Genomic DNA, 18614 nt, shown 5'->3' with positions numbered 1-18614 from the left:
TTTCTCGCACCTCGTCACTCGCTGACCCCACCCGGCGGCCCGGCAGGGTCGCCGTCGCGGAAGGACACGCCGTTGAGCGATCTACGACCGGAGCTGATGCGGATCACGTCTGCAGCGCTCGACCGCCGTGGTTTCCTGCGGGTCATCGGCCTGGGCGGAGCCGCCCTGGCCGCCGGCCCCCTGCTGTCCGCGTGCGGCACGGAGGGCACCGACAACGCTGCCGGCGCCCCCGGTGCGGGGAGCGCCCAGGACGCCACCACGGTCAACTGGTCGAACTGGCCGCTGTACCTCGACACCGCCGAGGACGACGCGAGCGTGCACCCGACGCTGCAGGCGTTCGAGCAGCAGACGGGCCTGTCGGTGGCCTACACCGAGGACATCAACTCCAACGACGAGTTCTTCGGCAAGATCGCCCCGCAGCTCGAGGCGGGGCGCAGCACCGGCCGGGACCTGATCGTGCTGACCGACTGGATGGCCGGCCGGATGATCCAGCTGGGGTACGTCCAGGAGCTCGACACGTCCAACATCCCGAACGCGAGCAACCTGCAGCCCGCCTACCAGGACGTCCCCTTCGACCCCGGCCGCCGGTACAGCCTGCCCTGGCAGAGCGGCATGACCGGGATCGCGTACAACCCCGAGGAGCTGGGACGGGAGATCACGCGGGTCGACGACCTGTTCCAGCCCGACCTCCGTGGCCGCATCACGATGCTGAGCGAGATGCGCGACACCATGGGGCTGATCCTGCTGTCGATGGGCAAGACGCCCGAGGACCACAGCCAGTCCGACTACGAGGCGGCGATCGCCAAGCTGCAGGAGATCGTCGACGAGGGCTACGTGCGGCAGTTCACCGGCAACGAGTACGCGGCCGACCTGGCCGCGGGCAACATCGGGGCGGCGTTCGCCTGGTCCGGCGACGTGGTGCAGCTCCAGGCCGACGACCCCGCGCTCCAGCTCGTGCTGCCCGCCGAGGGGGCGATCCTCTGGTCGGACAACCTGATGGTGCCGGCCGGGGCCGCCAACAAGGAGGGCGCCGAGCAGCTGATCAACCACTACTACGACCCCGAGGTGGCGGCCCAGGTCGCGGCCTGGGTCAACTACGTCACCCCGGTCGCCGGCGCCCGGGAGGCCGCGCTGGAGACCGCGCCCGACGTCGCGAACAACCCGTTGATCTTCCCGACGCCGGAGATCCTGGCGAACCTGCACGGCTTCAAGGCCCTCACCGAGGAGGAGGAGCGGGAGTACCAGGACCTCTTCCAGGCGGTGATCGGTGCCTGACCGGCGCAGCCCGGCGGAGGGGGACCGCACCAGCAGCGACGTGCGCATCGAGGGGGTCACCAAGCGCTTCGGCGGGTTCACCGCCGTGGACGACCTCACGCTGACCATCCCGGCCGGATCCTTCTTCGCGCTGCTGGGGCCCTCGGGGTGCGGCAAGACCACCACGCTGCGGATGGTGGCCGGCCTCGAGCAGCCGACCGGGGGCCGGATCCTGCTGGGCGAGGACGACGTCACCGACCTCCGGCCCTACAAGCGCCCCGTCAACACCGTGTTCCAGAGCTACGCTCTCTTCCCGCACCTCTCGATCGCCGAGAACGTCGCGTTCGGGCTGCGCCGTCGCGGGGTCAAGGACGTGAGCCGGCAGGTGGACGAGATGCTGGAGCTGGTCGAGCTCGGCGGCTTCGGCCGGCGCAGGCCGGGGCAGCTGTCCGGCGGCCAGCAGCAGCGCGTCGCCCTGGCCCGCGCGCTGATCAACCGGCCGCGGGTCCTGCTGCTCGACGAGCCCCTGGGTGCCCTCGACCTCAAGCTGCGCCGGCAGATGCAGCTGGAGCTCAAGCGCATCCAGACGGAGGTCGGCATCACCTTCGTGCACGTCACGCACGACCAGGAAGAGGCCATGACCATGGCCGACACGATCGCCGTCATGAACGCCGGCCGGGTGGAGCAGCTCGGCGGCCCCGAGCAGCTCTACGAGCGTCCGGCCAGCCGCTACGTGGCCAACTTCCTCGGCCAGTCCAACTGCCTCGACGGCGTCGTCGACGAGGTCGGCGGGGACGGCACACTGGTCACCGTCCAGGGCTGCCGGCTGCGCATCCCCGGCCGCCACGGCTCCCCGGGGGCCCGGCTGTCGCTCGGTGTGCGGCCGGAGAAGACGGTCGCGGTCCCGGCCGGGGAGGCCCCCGGGGCGGCGCTGGGCAACCAGGTCCCGGGCACGGTCACCGACGTGTCGTTCACGGGCCTGTCCACCCAGTACCTCGTGCGGACCCCGTGGGGGCAGGAGATCAGCGTGTTCGCCCAGAACGCGGGCGGCGAACGACGGGTCGCCGCGGGGGAGCAGGTCACCGTGGCCTGGCGGCCGGAGCACACCTTCCCGCTCGACGCCGCGCCGACCGAGGTGGCCGAGCAGTCCGGGGCGTCGGTGCTCGCGGAGGCCCGGTCGTGACCCGGCCGGTCCCTGCCCGCGTCTCCGGGCGACGAGCGGCGGGCGTCGGGGAGCGCCGGTGACGGCGGCCCTCACCGGCCACGCCGGGCCGGCCACCGACGCGACCGACGAGGAGCCGCCGCGTCCGCGGCGGTGGTACACCCCCTATCTGCTGCTCCTGCCGGGCCTGGCCTGGCTGGCGGTGTTCTTCCTCGTCCCGATGGTCGCCCTGGCCTCCATGTCCCTGCAGACCGGATCCCTGGGCCAGGGGTACCGGCTGACCTGGGAGTGGGCGAACTACAGCGAGGCCCTGTCGACCTTCGGCGCGCAGTTCGGGCGCTCTTTCCTGTACGCCGGGGCGGCGACGCTGCTGTGCCTCCTGATCGGCTACCCGCTGGCCTATGCGATCGCGTTCAAGGCCGGCCGCTGGCGCAACCTGCTGCTGATCCTCGTGATCGCCCCGTTCTTCACCAGCTTCCTGATCCGCACCCTGGCCTGGAAGATCATCCTCAGCGACGACGGCTGGGTCGTGGACACGCTCCGGGCGGTGGCCCTGCTGGACGACGGCGGCCGCCTCCTGGCCACGCCGGCCGCGGTGATCCTCGGTCTCACCTACAACTTCCTGCCGTTCATGGTCCTGCCGCTCTACGCCAGCCTGGAGAAGATGGACGAGCGGCTGCTCGAGGCGGCCGCCGACCTCTACGCCAACGCCTTCACGGCCTTCCGCAAGGTGACCTGGCGGTTGTCGCTGCCCGGCGTGGTGGCCGGCACCCTGCTGACGTTCATCCCGGCAGCGGGCGACTACGTCAACGTGCAGTTCCTCGGCACCCCGAACTCCGCGATGGTCGGCACGGTGATCCAGAGCCGGTTCCTCACCGTGCTCGACTACCCGACCGCCGCCGCGCTGTCCTTCGCGCTGATGGTCTCGGTGCTGGTCATCGTCCTCGTCTACGTGCGCCGCGTCGGCGCGCGGGACCTGTTGTGAGCCGGAGGGCGACGTGACCACCACCCTCGACCGCCCCACCCGCTCCGGCGCCGCCCCGGCCCCGGGTGGGCCCCGGCGCACCTCGGCCCTCGCCCGCCTGTCCGGGTGGGTCCGCAGGCACCTGGTGATGGCCTTCGCCGTCCTGGTGCTGGTCTACCTGTTCGTGCCGATCGCCGTCGTGCTGCTCTTCTCCTTCAACGACCCGGCGGGACGCTTCAACTTCACCTGGCAGGGGTTCTCCACCGAGGCCTGGCTGAACCCGTGCGCCCCGGCGGGCATGTGCGACGCGGTCGTGCGCAGCCTGGAGATCGGCGCCCTGGCCACGCTGGTCTCGACCGTGCTCGGCACCCTGCTGGCGTTCGGCCTGGTGCGGCACCGGTTCCGCGGCCGGACGGGCACCAGCCTGCTGGTGTTCCTCCCGATGGCCACCCCCGAGGTCGTCATGGGGGCCTCGCTGCTGACCCTGTTCGTCAACCTGGGGGTCGGGACCGGCTTCACGACGATCGTGCTGGCGCACATCATGTTCAACGTCAGCTTCGTCGTCGTCACGGTGAAGGCCCGGCTCGCGGGCCTGGACAGCCGCCTGGAGGAGGCGGCGATGGACCTCTACGCCAACGAGTGGCAGACCTTCCGCCGGATCACCCTGCCGCTGGCCGCGCCCGGCATCCTGGCGGCCGCGCTGCTGGCGTTCGCCCTCTCCTTCGACGACTTCATCATCACGAACTTCAACTCCGGGAACACGATCACCTTCCCCATGTACGTCTGGGGCGCCGCGCAGCGCGGCGTGCCGCCGCAGGTGAACGTCATCGGGACCGCGATGCTGCTCGCCGCGCTGCTCGCGGTCGGCATCGGGGAGCTCGTCAAGCGCGCCCGCCGTGGCTGAGCCGGCGCTGTCGGCCCTGGCGGACGCCGAGCCGGCGGTGTTCTGGCTCGACGACCGCGCCGCACCGCCGCCGGCGCCGGCGCTGGTGGCGGACGTCGACTGCGAGCTCGCGGTCGTCGGCGGGGGGTACACGGGGCTCTGGACGGCGCTGCGCGCCCGCGAGCGGGCCACCCTCGGGGACGGGGGAGCCGACGACGTCGTCGTGCTGGAGGCCGGCCGCACCGGCACCCAGGCCAGCGGGCGCAACGGCGGGTTCTGCGCGGCGAGCCTCACCCACGGTGCGGCGAACGGGTACGCCCGGTGGCCGGGGGAGATGGCCGTCCTCGACCGGCTGGGGGAGGCCAACCTCGACGGGATCGAGCAGGCGGTGCACCGCTACGGCATCGACTGCGACTTCCGCCGCACCGGCGCGCTGGACGTGGCCACCGAGCCGTGGCAGGCCGAGGAGCTGGCCGAGCGGGCGCGGCTGCCGGTGACCACGGACGCACCGCCCCCGCTGCTGCTCGACGCCGACGCCGTCCGCGCCGAGCTGGACAGCCCCACCTACCTCGCCGGGCTCTGGGAGCGGCACACGACCGCGCTGGTGGAGCCCGCCCGGCTCGCCTGGGGCCTGCGCGCCGCCGCGGAGTCGCACGGCGTCCGGCTGCACGAGCACACGCCGGTGACCGCGATGGGCACCGAGGGTGGCCGGGTGGTGCTGCGGACGCCGTTCGCCACGGTGCGGGCCGCCCGCGTGGTGCTGGCCACCAACGCCTTCCCGTCGTTGCTGCGGCGGCTGCGCCCGTACACCGTGCCGGTGTACGACTACGTGCTCGTGACCGAGCCCCTGTCGGCCGCCCAGCTGGCGACTGTGGGGTGGCGGAACCGGCAGGGGGTCGGCGACTCCGCGAACCGGTTCCACTACTACCGGCTGACCCGCGACAACCGGGTCCTCTGGGGCGGGTACGACGCCGTCTACCACTACGGCAGCCGCATCGAGCCGCGGCTCGACCAGCGTCCGGAGACGTTCGCCAGGCTGGCCCGGCACTTCGCCGAGACCTTCCCCCAGTTGGCCGACGTGCGCTTCACCCACCGGTGGGGCGGGGTGATCGACACGAGCACCCGCTTCTGCGCGTTCTACGGGCGCGCCCGCGGCGGCCGGGTCGGTTACGCGCTGGGCTTCACCGGGCTGGGGGTGGGGGCGACCCGCTTCGCGGCCGACGTCGTCCTGGACCTGCTGTCGGGCGCCGACACCGAGCGCACCCGGCTGTCCATGGTGCGACGCCGGCCGACGCCGTTCCCGCCCGAACCCCTGCGGTCGGCCGGCATCGCGCTGACCCAGTGGTCGCTGGCCCGGGCCGACCGGCACGGGGGACGCCGCAACCTGTGGCTGCGCGGGCTGGACCGGGCCGGGCTCGGCTTCGACTCCTGAGCCCACCGGCCCGCAGGACCCGTCAGACCGGCTGCTGGGCGCTGCGGGCCAGCAGCGCCACGTGCAGGGACAGCCGCGACTCCGGCGCGTCCAGGTCCAGCCCCAGCAGCCGCTCGGCCCGGGCCAGCCGCGCGTAGAACGCCGGCCGCGACAGGTGCGCCGCCGCCGCGGCGGCGGTCTTGTTGCCCCCGCGGGCCAGCAGCGCCTGCAGCGCCGCCAGCAGGGCATCGGCGTCGTGGGCGGTCAGCAGCGGGGCGAGCTCGCGTTCGACGAACGCCTGCAGCCGGGGGTCCTCGCGCAGCAGGTGCAGCAGACCCCGCAGCCGGACGTCGACCAGCCGGTAGAACGGCAGGCCCCGCGGGTCGCCGACCGCCGCCTGCGCGGCCTGCGACGCCTCCTGGAACGACCGCCGCGCCTCCGCCAGGCCGGGGACGACGCTGCCCACGCCGATCAGGGGGCGGGCGCCGGCCAGCGGCTGGGCGCGGAGCGCGTCGGCCAGGCGGTGCAGCGTCTGCTCCAGGTTCGCCCCCGTGACGCCGTCGAGCGCCGCCAGGACACCGACCTCCCCGTGCCCGACGGTGCCGACCAGCGCGGGGAGGCGGCACAGCCGGGCGGCCAGCCCGACGCCTTCGGCCCGGTCGCGCTCCAGCGCCCGTGCCGCCGGGCTCTCGCCGGCGACGGTGCCGCGGGCGGGGGCGTCCGGCCAGTGGACGACGGCGGCCACCAGGGAACGGCCGGCGACGGGCAGCCCGGCTGCGGTCACGCGCGAGGCGATCTCGGCGGGGAAGGCCCAGCGCTGCTCGACGATGTCGGAGAGCAGCGAGCGGTGGGCGTGCCGCTCCAGCGTCTCCCGGTCTCGTTCGAGGAGGCGGCCGACCGCCAGGGCGGTGGCGCCGCGTTCGAGGACCACCGTCCGGTACGCCATGTCGGTGCCGTCGGTGACCGCGACCAGCCGGCCCCAGGTCTCGCCCCGGGCCATGACCGGGGTGACGAGCCAGCCCTCGGGCCCGGTGCCGGTCGCTCCGGTCCAGGCAGCCCGGCGGGACCGGGCCTCCCATCCGTCGAGCAGGACGGTCCGGGGCACCCCGGCGGGCTCGTCCAGGATCACCCGGTGGGCCCGGTTCTCCAGCACGACCGGGCAGCCGGCCAGCTCGGCGACGCGGGCGAGCACGTCCGCCGGGGAGGCACCCGCCACGGTGAGCGCGGTGAAGGCGGCGTGCACGGTGTCCGACCGCTGCAGCTGCGCGAACTGCGCCTCGACGATGTGGGAGTGCACGGCCTGGGTGACGTCGACGAAGCGGACCGGCCGCTGCAGCGCGACCAGGGGGAGGTCCCGGCGGCGCGCGGCCCGGAGCAGCGTGGCCGGCAGCTCGGTGTAGCGACGGCCGAGCTCGACGACCAGCGCGGAGGCCCCGACGTCGGCGAGCTCGTCGACGTACCGGGCGAGCCCTGCCGGGTCGTCGGGCAGCGCGATGCCGGTCGTGAGCAGCAGCTCCCCACCGCTGAGCAGGCTGCTGATGTCCGGGACCTCGCTGACGTGGACCCAGCGCACCGGCCGGGCGAGGGCGGCGCGGGATGCGGTGGTCAGGGGGCGCCCGGCCGCCACGGACGGCAGGTCGAGCACCTCGGCGACGGTCGGCAGCATCGGGTTTCCGGATCGTCAGGTCGGGCCGGGATGCCCTGACGATCCGTATCTTGCCGTCGCGCCGCCGCGCTGACCAGGCTGGAGGTGACCGGCGTCTCATCCGGGGGACACCGCGCGGGCTGGAGGAGATCGGTGGAGACGAGCATCGGGCTGGTGGCCGAGACCAAGGACGGCGAGCGGCGGGTGGCCCTGGACCCCAGCGCCGTGGCGCTCCTGACCCGCGGGGGCGCCCGCGTCCTGGTGCAGGCCGGCGCCGGCCTGGGGGCCGGGTTCGACGACGCGGACTACAAGGAGTCCGGGGCGCACGTCGTCCCGGAGGCGGCCGACGCCTGGGCCGCGGACGTGGTGGTCAAGGTGAAGGAGCCGCAGCCGCCGGAGTGGACCCACTTCCGCCCCGGGCTGCGGTTGTTCTGCTACCTGCACCTGGCCGCCGAGCCTGCCCTGACCCGCGCCCTGCAGGACGCGGGTGTGGAGGCGCACGCCTTCGAGACCGTCAGCGACCGCCACGGCCTGCCCCTGCTGGCCCCGATGAGCGAGATCGCCGGTCGCGCGGCCGCGATCATGGGGGCCGCGGCACTGGCGAAGGGCAACGGCACCCTGCTGGGCGGGGCCGCGGGTGTCCCACCCGCCCGGGTCGTCGTGCTGGGGCTCGGCGTCGCGGGCACCATGGCCGCCCGCGGGGCCCGCGGCATGGACGCCGAGGTCCTGGGGGTCGACGTCGACCTGCACCGGCTGTGGACCGCGCACCAGGCCGGCACCGTCACCGGCACCCTCGCCTCTTCCCCGCAGTCGGTCGCGGACGCCGTGGCCGACGCCGATCTCGTGGTGGGTGCGGCCCTGGTGCCCGGCGCCCGTGCCCCGATCGTGGTCACCGAGGAGATGGTCGCCGCCATGCGCCCGGGGTCGGTCGTCGTCGACCTGGCCATCGACCAGGGCGGGTGCATCGAGACGGCGCGGCCGACCAGCCACAGCGACCCGACCTACCTGGCGCACGGGGTGCTGCACTACTGCGTCACGAACGTGCCCGGCCAGTACCCCCGGACGGCGAGCCGGGCGCTCTCGGCCGCCGTCGCCCCGTACCTGCGGCTGCTGGTCACCGACCCGGCCGACGAGCGGCTGGCGGGCTCGCTCAACGTGGCCGGCGGCGACGTGGTGCACCCCGCGGTGGCCGAGGCCCTGGCGTCGAGCGGGGGCGCGGCGTGACCGGCGGGGGGAGCGCCGCCGAGCTGCTGGCCCGGCACCGCGCCGTCCTGCCGTCCTGGCTCACGCTGAACTACGAGCAGCCGCTGGAGATCGCCGCCGGCAAGGGCTGCCGGGTGATCGACGGCGAGGGGCGGGAGTACCTGGACTTCTTCGCCGGGATCCTCACGAACATGCTCGGCTACGGCGTCCCCGAGGTCACCGAGGCGATCTCGGCCCAGGCGGACACCGGAGTCCTGCACACCTCGACCCTCTACCTGATCCGGTCGCAGGTGGAGCTCGCCGAGCGGATCGCCGAGCTCTCCGGGATCCCCGACGCCAAGGTCTTCTTCACCAGCAGCGGTACGGAGGCCAACGAGGCCGCCCTGCTGCTCACCACCTCCGCCCGGCGGTCCAACCAGGTGCTGGCGCTGCGCAACAGCTACCACGGCCGCTCCTACGCCGCGATGGGCGTGACCGGCAACCGCGGCTGGTCGCCGTCGTCGTTCTCGCCGGTCGACGTGAGCTACGTGATGAACGGCTACCGCTACCGCAGCCCGTTCGGTCACCTCTCCGACGCCGACTTCTGCCGGGCGGCCGCCGACGACCTGCGCGACGTGCTCCTCACCACCACCTCCGGCGACGTGGCCTGCATGATCGCCGAGCCGGTCCAGGGCGTCGGCGGGTTCGTGGTCCCGCCGGTCGGCTTCTTCCGGGCGCTCAAGGACGTCCTGGACGAGCACGGGATCCCGTTCGTCTCCGACGAGGTGCAGACCGGCTGGGGCCGCACCGGGGACACCTTCTGGGGGATCTCCGCCCACGGGGTCGTCCCGGACGCGATGACGTTCGCCAAGGGGCTGGGCAACGGGCTGTCCATCGGCGGCGTCGTCGCCCGGGCCGACCTCATGGACGGGCTGACGGCCAACTCGATCTCCACCTTCGGCGGCAACCCGCTGTCCACCCGCGGCGCGCTGGCGACCCTCGACTACCTGCTCGACCACGACCTGCAGGCCAACGCCCGGACCGTCGGGCGGCGGCTGCTCGACGGGCTCCGGGAGATCGCCCGGACGGTCCCGCTCGTCGGCGAGGTCCGCGGCGCGGGGTTGATGATCGGCATCGAGCTGGTGGAGCCCGGCTCCCGGGTGCCCGACCCCGCCGCCGCTGCCCGCGTGATGGAGGAGACCCGGCACCGTGGCCTGCTGATCGGCAAGGGCGGGCTGCACGGGAACGTCCTGCGCGTCGCCCCGCCGCTGACCCTCGGCGCCGACGAGGCCGACGAGGGGCTGGACATCCTGCGGGCCTCGTTGCCGGCGGCGTCCGGGCCGCAGCCGGCATGAGCCGGTACGGCAGCCAGTTCGGCCCCGACATCACCTTTCTCGGTGTGCCGCGCTGCGACCTCGACGACCCCGCCTCCTTCGCCGGCGCCGACGTCGTCATCGTCGGCGCCCCGTTCGACGGCGGGACCTCCCACCGGCCGGGCACCCGGTTCGGCCCGTCGGCGATCCGCCAGGCGTGCTACCTCGCCCACGACGGCTCCCGGCCGTCGCTGGCGCTGCGCGTGGACGGCCTGACCGACCTGCGGGTCCTCGACGCGGGGGACGTCGAGATGCCGCCGGGGGAGATCGAGCGCGCCCTCGCCGCCGTCGAGCGGGCGGTGACCGCGGTCGCCGCCGCCGGGGCGATCCCGGTGGTCCTCGGCGGGGACCACTCGATCGCGCTTCCGGACGTCACCGGGGTGGCCAACCACCACGGCCACGGGCGGGTGTCGGTGCTGCACTTCGACGCCCACGCCGACACCGGGGACATCGAGTTCGGCTCCCTCTACGGGCACGGCCAGCCGATGCGCCGGCTGATCGAGTCGGGTGCGGCGCGGGGCGACCGGTTCCTGCAGATCGGGCTGCGCGGCTACTGGCCCGGGCCGGAGACGCTGGACTGGATGGCCGCCCGGGGCCTGCGCTCCTACGAGATGACCGAGATCGTCACCCGGGGCCTGGACGCCTGCCTCGACGAGGCGATGGCCCTGGCGGTCGACGACTGCGACGGCGTCTTCCTGTCCGTCGACGTCGACGTGGTCGACCCGGGCATGGCGCCGGGCACGGGCACCCCCGAGCCGGGCGGCCTCACCTCCCGGCAACTGCTCGACGCGGTGCGGCGGATCTGCCTGGAACTGCCCGTGGTGGGCGTCGACGTCGTGGAGGTGTCCCCGCCGTACGACGTCGCGGAGGTGACCGCCTACCTGGGCAACCGGGTGGTGCTCGAGGCGCTGTCGGCGCTGGCCCGCCGGCGGGCCGACGCCCGGGACGGCACGACCTGGGACCCCGCCCGCCCGCTGCTGGACGGGCGGGGCTGACGCCCGGCGGCCGGGGCCCGGCCCGGCCGCCGGACCCTCACGCCTCGATGTTCGCCATCACGTGCTTGATCCGGGTGTAGTCCTCCAGGCTGTACATCGACAGGTCCTTGCCGTAGCCGGAGTGCTTGAAGCCGCCGTGCGGCATCTCGGCCACCACGGGGATGTGGCAGTTGACCCAGACGCAGCCGAAGTCCAGCCGCCGGGTCATCCGCATGGCCCGGCCGACGTCCGTCGTCCACACGCTCGAGGCCAGCCCGTACCGCACGCCGTTGGCCCAGCGCAGTGCCTCGCCCTCGTCGGTGAACCGTTGCACGGTGATCACCGGGCCGAAGACCTCGTCCTGCACCATCTCGTCGTCCTGGCGCAGCCCCGCGACGACAGTGGGCTCGACGAAGAAGCCGGGGCCCTCCTGCCGCCCGCCGCCGGCGGAGACGGTCGCGTGGCCGGGGACCCGGTCGAGGAACCCCAGCACCCGGTCCAGCTGGGCGGCGTTGTTCAGCGGCGGGACGAGCGCGTCCTCGTCGCCGGGGCCGTGCTGCGCCGTGGTCGTGGTGCTCGCCGCCTGCTCGGACAGCGCGGCGACGAAGTCGTCGTGGATCCGCGGCCCCGCGAGGACCCGGGTCGCCGCCGTGCAGTCCTGACCGGCGTTGAAGTAGCCGGCGGCAGCGATCGCCTCGGCGGCCGCCGCGACGTCGGCGTCGTCGAAGACGACGACCGGCGCCTTGCCGCCGAGCTCCAGGTGGGTGCGCTTGACGTCGGCCCCCGCCGCGTCGGCGACCTCCATGCCGGCCCGCACCGATCCGGTGATGCAGACCATCTGGGGAACCGGGTGCTCCACCACGGCCCGCCCCGTGTCCCGGTCGCCGCAGACCACGTTCAGCACCCCGGGCGGCAGGAACTCCGCCGCGATCTCCGCGAGCAGCAGGGTCGTGGCCGGGGTGGTGTCGCTGGGCTTGAGGACCACCGCGTTGCCCGCCGCGAGCGCGGGGGCGATCTTCCAGACCGCCATCATCATCGGGTAGTTCCAGGGGGTGACCGCGCCGACGACGCCGACCGGCTCCCGCCGGACCCAGGAGGTGTGCCCGGCCAGGTACTCGCCGGCCGACCGCCCCTCCAGCACGCGGGCGGCGCCGGCGAAGAAGCGGATCTGGTCGACCATCGGGGGCAGCTCCTCGCGCGCGGCGACCGCCAAGGGCTTGCCGGTGTTGCGGCTCTCCAGCGCCAGGATCTCCTCGCCGCGGGCCTCCACCGCGTCGGCGAAGTCCAGCAGCGCCTTCTGCCGGGTCGAGGGAGTCGCCTCCCGCCAGCCCTCGAACGCCCGCGCGGCCGACCGGTAGGCGCGGTCGACGTCGGTCGCACCGGACACCGGTGCCGTCGCGAAGACCTCTCCGGTCGTGGGGTCGACCAGGTCGGAGCGGCGGTCGCCGGAGCCGTCGACGTACCCGCCGTCGACGAAGTTGCGCAGTTCGGTCATCGACCGCTCCTCCTGGACGGGCCCGGACGGGCAGGGTTCAACGGGGTTGGTGCACCACGCGGCCGGCGGCCACGGTGAACTCGACCCGCGCGTCGGCCACCGGCGGGGCGCCGTCGGCGAACAGGTCGGTGTCGAGGACGGCCAGGTCCGCGCGCATGCCCGGCGCCAGGCGCCCGGACTCCCCGTCGTCGTGGTTGACGTAGGCGCTACCGGAGGTGAAGGCGGTGAGGGCCTCGGTCAGGGAGAGCCGCTGCTCGGGCAGGAACGGCGGTGCGCTGCGGTCGGCGGGGTCGACGCGGGTCACGGCGACCTCGATCTGCTGCAGCGGATCGGGTGTGGTCACCGGCCAGTCGCTGCCCATCGCGAGGCGGGCACCGGCGCGCAGCAGGTCGGCGAAGGGGTACTGCCACCCGCTCCGCTCGTCGCCGAGGACGGGCAGGGTCAGGTCGTCCATCTGCGGCTCGTGCTGCGCCCAGTACGCCTGGCAGTTGGCCACCACGCCCAGCTCGGCGAAGCGCGGCAGGTCGTCGGGGTGGATGAGCTGGACGTGGGCGAGGTGGTGGCGCCGGTCGGCCGGGCCGTTCGCGGCCCGGGCCGCGGCGACGGCGTCCAGCGCGTCGCGCACCGCGCGGTCGCCGATGGTGTGCACGTGCACCTGGAAACCCTCGGCGTCCAGGGCGGTGACGGCGGCGGCGAGCTCGTCCCGGTCGAGATAGCTGAGACCGCTGTTCCCGGACTCGCCGCCGCAGCCGTCGCAGTAGGGCTCCAGGAGCGCGCCGGTGCCGTTCTCCAGGACGCCGTCGGCCATGATCTTCACGGTGGTCGGGAAGAACCGGCCGTGCCCGGTGGCCCGCCCCCGTTGCCGGCGGGCGAGCAGGTCGGGCACCTGACCGAGGTCGCGGTGCCGGTCCCACCACAGGGCGCCGACCACCCGGGCGGTCAACCGCCCTCCGGCGGCCAGCGACTCGTAGGCCCGCTGCGTCTCCGGTGTCACCCACGCGTCCTGCCACCCGGTGATCCCCAGCCGGTGCAGGTGCTCCTGGGCGGACAGGATCGCGGCCTCCAGCTCCGCCGGGTCGGGCGCCGGCACCACCGTGTCGTTCAGCGTGTAGGCGGCCCCCTCGTGCAGGGTTCCCGTCGGCTCGCCGTGCGCATCGCGCTCGATGCGCCCGTCGGGCGGGTCGGGGGTGTGCCGGGTGATCCCGGCGAGTTCGAGAGCGCGGGAGTTGACCCACGCGCCGTGCACGTCGCGGTTGAAGAGGAAGACCGGCCGGTCGGGGACGACGCGGTCGAGGTCCTCCTTGACGGGCGCGCCACCGGGGAAGTGCTCCATCGACCAGCCGCCGCCGAAGATCCAGGACCGCTCCGGGTGCTGCGCCGCGTAGCGGGCGACGGCCTCCAGGTAGGCGGCCCGGTCGGGCAGGCCGTCGAGGTCCACGCTGAGCCGGTTGCGGCCGGCCTGCGGGGGGTGGACGTGCGCGTCCTGGAACCCGGGGACGACCAGCCGACCCGGGAGGTGGAGGTGCTCGGTGCGGCTGCCGGCGTGCTGCCGCACCTCGTCCTCGGTGCCGACCGCCACGATCCGGTTCCCGCGCACGGCCAGGGCCCCGGCGCGGCGGGACTCCGGGCCGCCGCACCACACGGCGGCTCCGGTGAGGACGAGGTCGGCTGTCCCGCCGCTCACGCCACCAGCTCCCCGAGGACGGCGGCGAACGCCGTGGTGTGCCGGTCGACGTCCTCGGCCGTGGTCGTGGGCGCCATCAACGCCATGTTGTGGAACGGCGTGAGCAGGATCCCGGCGTTGAGCGCCGACAGGTGCAGCAGGGTCTGCAGCGGGAAGTCGTCGGCCGCGGCGGCCTCGCGGCCGGTCCGCGGCGGGACCGGCGCGAACGCGTACTCGGCGCGCGCCCCGAGCCGGGTGACGTGCCACGGGACCTGCTGGTCGGCGAGCACGCCGGCGACGCCCTCGGCCCACCGGGCGCCCAGCGGGAGCATGCCGGCGAACGCGTCGGGGGTCAGGACCTGCTGCAGGGTGGCGCGCATCGCCGCGAGGGAGAGCGCGTTGCCGGCCAGCGTGCCGCCGATGCCGCCGACGTCGACGTCCTCCAGCTCGACCGACCGGCGCACCCGGTCGGCGACCTCGGCGGTCATCCCGAACGCCCCGCACGGGACCCCGCTGCCGAGGGCCTTGCCGAGCGTCACGACGTCGGGCCGCAACCTGCCGGCCGCGGTCATCCCGCCGGGCCCGGCGCAGAGGGTGTGCGTCTCGTCGAGGACGAGCAGGGTGCCGTGCTGCTCGGTCAGCGACCGCAGGGCCTCGTGGTAGCCGGGCTCCGGGAGCACGATGCCGACGTTGGTCATCGCCGGCTCCATGAGCACGCAGGCGATCTCGCCGGTGGCCAGCTCCCGCTCCAGGGCGGCCACGTCGTTGAACTGCACCACCGAGGTGGTCGCCGAGGGCGGCACCGGCGGGCCGATGTTCCCCCGGCGCGGGACGACCCGCCCCTCCCGGTCGAGCGTCGCGAAGGTCTCGTCGACGCTGCCGTGGTAGCAGGCGTCGGCGACCAGGACGCGGGGCCGGCCGGTGAGGTGCCGGGCGTAGCGGACGACGTGCCGGTTGGCGTCGGTCGCCGACAGCGTGAACTGCCACTGCGGCAGGCCGAACCGGGACGTCAGCTCCTCGGCCACCACGGCCGCGTCCTCGGTGGGGAGCATGAGGGTGATGCCCCGGGCCGCCTGCCGGGCGACGGCGGCGACCGCCGCGGGCGGGGAGTGGCCGGTCATCGCGCCGGTGTCACCGAGGCAGAGGTCGACGAACTCCACGCCGTCGGCGCAGGTGAAGCGGGAGCCGGACGCGGTGGCGACCGACAGCGGGAAGGGGCCCGCCCACTTGGCCATCCAGCTCATCGGCACGCCGCCGGGCATGCTCGCCCGGGCCCGTTCGTGCAGGGCGGCGCAGCGCTGGTGACGAGCGGCGAAGACCGCCTCCTCCCGCTCGGTCAGCGCCACCACCCGCGCCGGATCGACGCCCGTGCCGGACGCGTCCCCGCCGGCGACCTCGGCGCCCGGTCCCCGCAGCCGTCCCGACATCGATGCCGCCTCCGCCATCAGGTGTTCCCGCTGGTCACGTCTGCGCGGGACTCTGGCACGGACGCCGGGGCGGGCAAGAGGCCGATCAGGACACCGGCGTGGCGGCGGGGTGACGGTGTGTCCCCGTCAGCCCGTGAGGCGGGCCAGTTGGTCCGCGGAGAGCTCGACGTCGGCAGCGGCCACCGAGTCCTGGATCGAGGCGATGCGCGAGGCACCCGGGATGGGGACGACCGTGTCGCTCTGCGCCAGGTGCCAGGCGAGGGTGACCTGGTACACCGAGACCCCGCGCTCCTCGGCCACCTCGGCGAACGCCGGCGCGGTCGAGCCCAGCGACCCGGCGGAGGTCACCCCGCCGAAAGGGCTCCACGGCAGGAAGGCCAGGCCGTGGCCCGCGCAGTGCGCCAGTTCGTCGGCCGAGTGGCGCCAGCCGGGGGAGAACTGGTTCTGCACGCTCACCAGTGCCTCGCCCACGATCGAGCGGGCGACGTCGATCTGCGCGATGTCGGCGTTCGAGATGCCGACCATGCGCACCAGCCCGTCGTCGGCGAGCTGCCGCAGCGCCCCCATCGACTCCTCCCACGGCGTCGCCGGGTCGGGCCGGTGGAACTGGTAGAGCCCGATGGCGTCCCCGCCCAGCCGCCGCAGCGAGTCCTCGCAGGCGCGCCGCAGGTAGGCCGGTGACCCGTCGAGCTCCCAGTCGGTGCCGCGGCGGGTGTGGCCGCCCTTGGTCGCGACCAGCACCGAGGAGGTGTCACCCCCGTAGCCGGCCAGCGCCCGCGCCACCAGCTCCTCGTTGTGCCCGAACTCCGCCTCGTCGCGGGCGTAGGCGTCGGCGGTGTCGATCAGGGTGACGCCCGCGTCCAGCGCGGCGTGCACCACGGCGACGGCGTCCTCCCCCGAGGGGCGCTCGCCCTTGGTGGACAGGGGCATGGCGCCCAGCCCGATGGCGCCCACGGTCACGGTCCCGATGCGTCGCTGCTGCATGGGGGCTGTCGTGCCCCGCGGGTAGCGTTCCCACCCGTGAGTTCGCTGTTCGACCCCGCGCCGGGCGAGGAGGGTGCGCCGGTCGTCGACCCGGGCGCCCCGCTGGCGGTGCGGATGCGCCCGCGCTCGCTGGACGAGGTCGTCGGGCAGCAGCACCTCCTGGGCGACCGCGCACCGCTGCGCCGGCTGGTCGAGTCCGACGAGCCGATGTCGCTGGTGCTCTACGGCCCGCCCGGCACCGGCAAGACCACCCTCGCGCACGTCATCTCGCTGGCCACCAAGCGGCAGTTCGTGCAGCTGTCGGCGCTGGACTCCGGGGTGAAGGAGGTGCGGGCGGTCATCCAGAGCGCCAAGCGCGAGCTCACCTACGCCGGCCGTCGCACCGTGCTGTTCATCGACGAGGTGCACCGCTTCTCCAAGACCCAGCAGGACAGCCTGCTGTCGGCGGTGGAGGACCGGATCGTCAGCCTGATCGCCGCCACCACCGAGAACCCGTTCTTCTCCGTGGTCAGCCCGTTGCTGTCCCGCAGCCTGGTGCTCGCGCTCCAGCCCCTCACCGACGGCGACGTCCGCCTGCTGCTGCACCGGGCCCTCGCCAGCGACCGCGGGCTCGACGGCGCGGTCACGCTCGCCGCGGAGGCGGAGGAGCACCTGGTCCGCATCGCCGGCGGCGACGGGCGCAAGGCGCTCACCGCCCTGGAGTCCGGCGCCGGCGCGGCGCGCGCGGTCGGCGCGACCGAGATCGACCTCGCCACGCTGGAGACGGCGGTCGCGCAGGCGGCGGTCCGCTACGACCGGCAGGGCGACCAGCACTACGACGTCGCGAGCGCCCTGATCAAGAGCATCCGCGGCAGCGACGTCGACGCCGCGCTGCACTACCTGGCCCGCATGGTCGAGGCGGGGGAGGACCCGCGCTTCATCGCCCGGCGGCTGGTGGTCAGCGCCAGCGAGGACATCGGCATGGCCGACCCCACCGCGCTGACCACGGCCGTCGCGGCGATGCAGGCGGTGCAGTTCATCGGCATGCCCGAGGGCCACTTCCCGCTGGCCCAGGCCGTCGTCCACCTGGCCACGGCGCCGAAGTCGAACGCGGTCACGGTGGCGATGGGGGAGTCGGTGGCCGACGTCCGCGCGGGGCTGGCCGGCCCGGTGCCACCCGGCCTGCGCGACGCGCACTACGCCGGGGCGAAGAAGCTCGGCCACGGGAAGACCTACTCCTACCCCCACGCCCACCCCGACGGCATCGTGGCCCAGCAGTACCCGCCGGATGCGCTGGTGGGCAGGGACTACTACCGCCCCACCAACCGCGGCGTCGAGGCGCGGCTGGGCGAACGGCTGGCGAAGCTGCGGGCGATCCTCCGCCGGACGCGCTGACCCGGCGGCGGGGCACGGACGGCCCGGCGGGCCCGCGACTACTGTGACGAGGCCGGAACGTCGCCCCCGGGCGCCGAATCCCCTCAGAACAGGAGCACGCGTGTCCGTAGGAGAGATCGCCGGGCTGATCGCAGCCGGGGCCCTGGTGCTGCTGGTGGTGCTCGTGGCCGTCCCGCTGCTCAAGCTCGGCCGGACGCTCGACGAGACGACCCTGACCATCCGGCAGGTCCGCGAGCAGAGCGCGCCGATCCTGAGCCAGGCCGGCACCACGGTCGCGCACGTGAACAGCAACCTGGAGCGGGTCGACGACATCACCGGCAACGCCGCCAACGTCTCCAGCAACGTCGCGGCGCTCACCAGCGTCGTCGCCGCCACCCTGGGCAGCCCGCTGATCAAGGTGGCCGCGTTCAGCTACGGCGTCCGCAGCGCCACGAAGAAGAAGCGGGAGGGCCAGGCGATCGCCGACGCCGCCCGCCGCGACAAGGAGGCGCGCCGCACGCGCCGGTCCGCCCGGCGGGCCGCCTGATGCGCCGGCTGTTCTGGCTCGCGATGGGGATCACCATCGGGGCGCTCGTCGTCCGCAAGCTCTCGGCCGCCGCCGAGAAGATGACACCGGCCGGCATCGGGGCCTCGATCGCCGAGGGGCTGCGCGACCTCGCCGACGCGATCGGCGACTTCGGCGCGGACGTCCGCGAGGCCATGAGCGAGCGGGAGCAGGAGCTGCGCGCCGGCACCGGGCTCGACGCGCCCCTGCCGGACCCGTCCCAGGTCGAGCTCCCTGCCCGCCGCGGCGGCGCGCACGCCGCCGACCTCTGACCCACCG

General features: G+C 74.5%; 16 protein-coding genes. 11 read left to right on the top strand and 5 right to left on the bottom strand.

From position 1 onward, the window contains the following. Positions 1 to 72: 72 nt before the first annotated feature. From BMW62_RS12475 to BMW62_RS12455, 5 genes are read left to right on the top strand one after another with little or no spacing between them, the layout of a single operon-like run. Positions 73 to 1275, top strand: coding sequence for a polyamine ABC transporter substrate-binding protein (locus BMW62_RS12475; RefSeq protein ID WP_211435103.1), 1203 nt, complete (start codon positions 73 to 75; stop codon positions 1273 to 1275). Further along, the gene (locus BMW62_RS12470; protein ID WP_091931184.1) at positions 1268 to 2437 is read left to right on the top strand and encodes an ABC transporter ATP-binding protein; all 1170 of its coding nucleotides are present in this window, start codon (positions 1268 to 1270) and stop codon (positions 2435 to 2437) included. Before BMW62_RS12475 ends, BMW62_RS12470 begins: the two co-directional genes overlap by 8 nt. Before the next feature lie 58 nt (positions 2438 to 2495). Next, positions 2496 to 3401, top strand: coding sequence for an ABC transporter permease (locus tag BMW62_RS12465; RefSeq protein ID WP_211435102.1), 906 nt, complete (start codon positions 2496 to 2498; stop codon positions 3399 to 3401). 13 nt (positions 3402 to 3414) lie between these two features. Next, entirely contained in the window at positions 3415 to 4284 is an 870-nt protein-coding gene (locus BMW62_RS12460; RefSeq protein WP_211435101.1) for an ABC transporter permease, read from the top strand. Next, entirely contained in the window at positions 4277 to 5695 is a 1419-nt protein-coding gene (locus BMW62_RS12455; RefSeq protein ID WP_091931183.1) for an NAD(P)/FAD-dependent oxidoreductase, read from the top strand. Before BMW62_RS12460 ends, BMW62_RS12455 begins: the two co-directional genes overlap by 8 nt. Before the next feature lie 22 nt (positions 5696 to 5717). Here the strand turns inward: BMW62_RS12455 and BMW62_RS12450 are convergent, their stop codons facing one another. Further along, a complete protein-coding gene (locus BMW62_RS12450) occupies positions 5718 to 7340 on the bottom strand; it encodes a PucR family transcriptional regulator (RefSeq protein WP_091931182.1) in 1623 nt (540 codons plus the stop codon). 132 nt (positions 7341 to 7472) lie between these two features. Between BMW62_RS12450 and BMW62_RS12445 the strand changes: the two genes are divergently transcribed. Genes BMW62_RS12445 through speB form a run of 3 tightly spaced genes read left to right on the top strand, consistent with a single transcriptional unit; the run spans position 7473 to position 10869 of the window. Continuing rightward, the gene (locus tag BMW62_RS12445) at positions 7473 to 8543 is read left to right on the top strand and encodes an alanine dehydrogenase (RefSeq protein ID WP_091931181.1); all 1071 of its coding nucleotides are present in this window, start codon (positions 7473 to 7475) and stop codon (positions 8541 to 8543) included. Further along, on the top strand, positions 8540 to 9856 hold the full coding sequence (locus BMW62_RS12440; protein WP_091931180.1) for an aspartate aminotransferase family protein: 1317 nt from the start codon (positions 8540 to 8542) through the stop codon (positions 9854 to 9856). Before BMW62_RS12445 ends, BMW62_RS12440 begins: the two co-directional genes overlap by 4 nt. Then, positions 9853 to 10869 (top strand): agmatinase, encoded by a 1017-nt coding sequence (speB, locus tag BMW62_RS12435; protein ID WP_091931179.1) that lies wholly within the window; start codon positions 9853 to 9855, stop codon positions 10867 to 10869. The genes BMW62_RS12440 and speB overlap by 4 nt, the downstream gene beginning before the upstream one ends. A gap of 37 nt (positions 10870 to 10906) precedes the next feature. On the opposite strand, the gene BMW62_RS12430 is transcribed toward speB, so the two are convergent. The 4 genes from BMW62_RS12430 to BMW62_RS12415 form a co-directional block, all read right to left on the bottom strand. Beyond that, positions 10907 to 12343 carry a gamma-aminobutyraldehyde dehydrogenase gene (locus BMW62_RS12430; protein ID WP_091931178.1) on the bottom strand — a complete coding sequence of 479 codons (1437 nt, stop codon included), beginning with the start codon at positions 12341 to 12343 and terminating at the stop codon, positions 10907 to 10909. 37 nt (positions 12344 to 12380) lie between these two features. After that, positions 12381 to 14027 (bottom strand): amidohydrolase, encoded by a 1647-nt coding sequence (locus BMW62_RS12425; RefSeq protein WP_091931177.1) that lies wholly within the window; start codon positions 14025 to 14027, stop codon positions 12381 to 12383. Then, positions 14024 to 15433 (bottom strand): transaminase, encoded by a 1410-nt coding sequence (locus BMW62_RS12420; RefSeq protein ID WP_091931252.1) that lies wholly within the window; start codon positions 15431 to 15433, stop codon positions 14024 to 14026. Before BMW62_RS12420 ends, BMW62_RS12425 begins: the two co-directional genes overlap by 4 nt. Positions 15434 to 15559: 126 nt before the next feature. Further along, positions 15560 to 16417, bottom strand: a complete 858-nt coding sequence (locus BMW62_RS12415) for an aldo/keto reductase (protein ID WP_091931176.1) — start codon at positions 16415 to 16417, stop codon at positions 15560 to 15562. 36 nt (positions 16418 to 16453) lie between these two features. On the opposite strand from BMW62_RS12415, the gene BMW62_RS12410 reads away from it, so the two are divergent. From BMW62_RS12410 to BMW62_RS12400, 3 genes are all read left to right on the top strand, one after another. Further along, positions 16454 to 17791, top strand: coding sequence for a replication-associated recombination protein A (locus tag BMW62_RS12410; protein WP_091931175.1), 1338 nt, complete (start codon positions 16454 to 16456; stop codon positions 17789 to 17791). Positions 17792 to 17891: 100 nt separating this feature from the next. Further along, complete coding sequence (locus BMW62_RS12405) at positions 17892 to 18317, top strand: DUF948 domain-containing protein (RefSeq protein ID WP_091931174.1); 426 nt, start codon at positions 17892 to 17894, stop codon at positions 18315 to 18317. Then, on the top strand, positions 18317 to 18607 hold the full coding sequence (locus BMW62_RS12400; protein ID WP_091931173.1) for a hypothetical protein: 291 nt from the start codon (positions 18317 to 18319) through the stop codon (positions 18605 to 18607). The genes BMW62_RS12405 and BMW62_RS12400 overlap by 1 nt, the downstream gene beginning before the upstream one ends. Positions 18608 to 18614 lie beyond the last annotated feature (7 nt).

It is taken from the genome of Blastococcus sp. DSM 46786, assembly GCF_900109665.1.
Classification (GTDB): Bacteria; Actinomycetota; Actinomycetes; order Mycobacteriales; family Geodermatophilaceae; genus Blastococcus; species Blastococcus carthaginiensis.
Note: the sequence above shows the minus strand (reverse complement) of the source record. Positions and strands in the feature narration are given on the sequence as shown.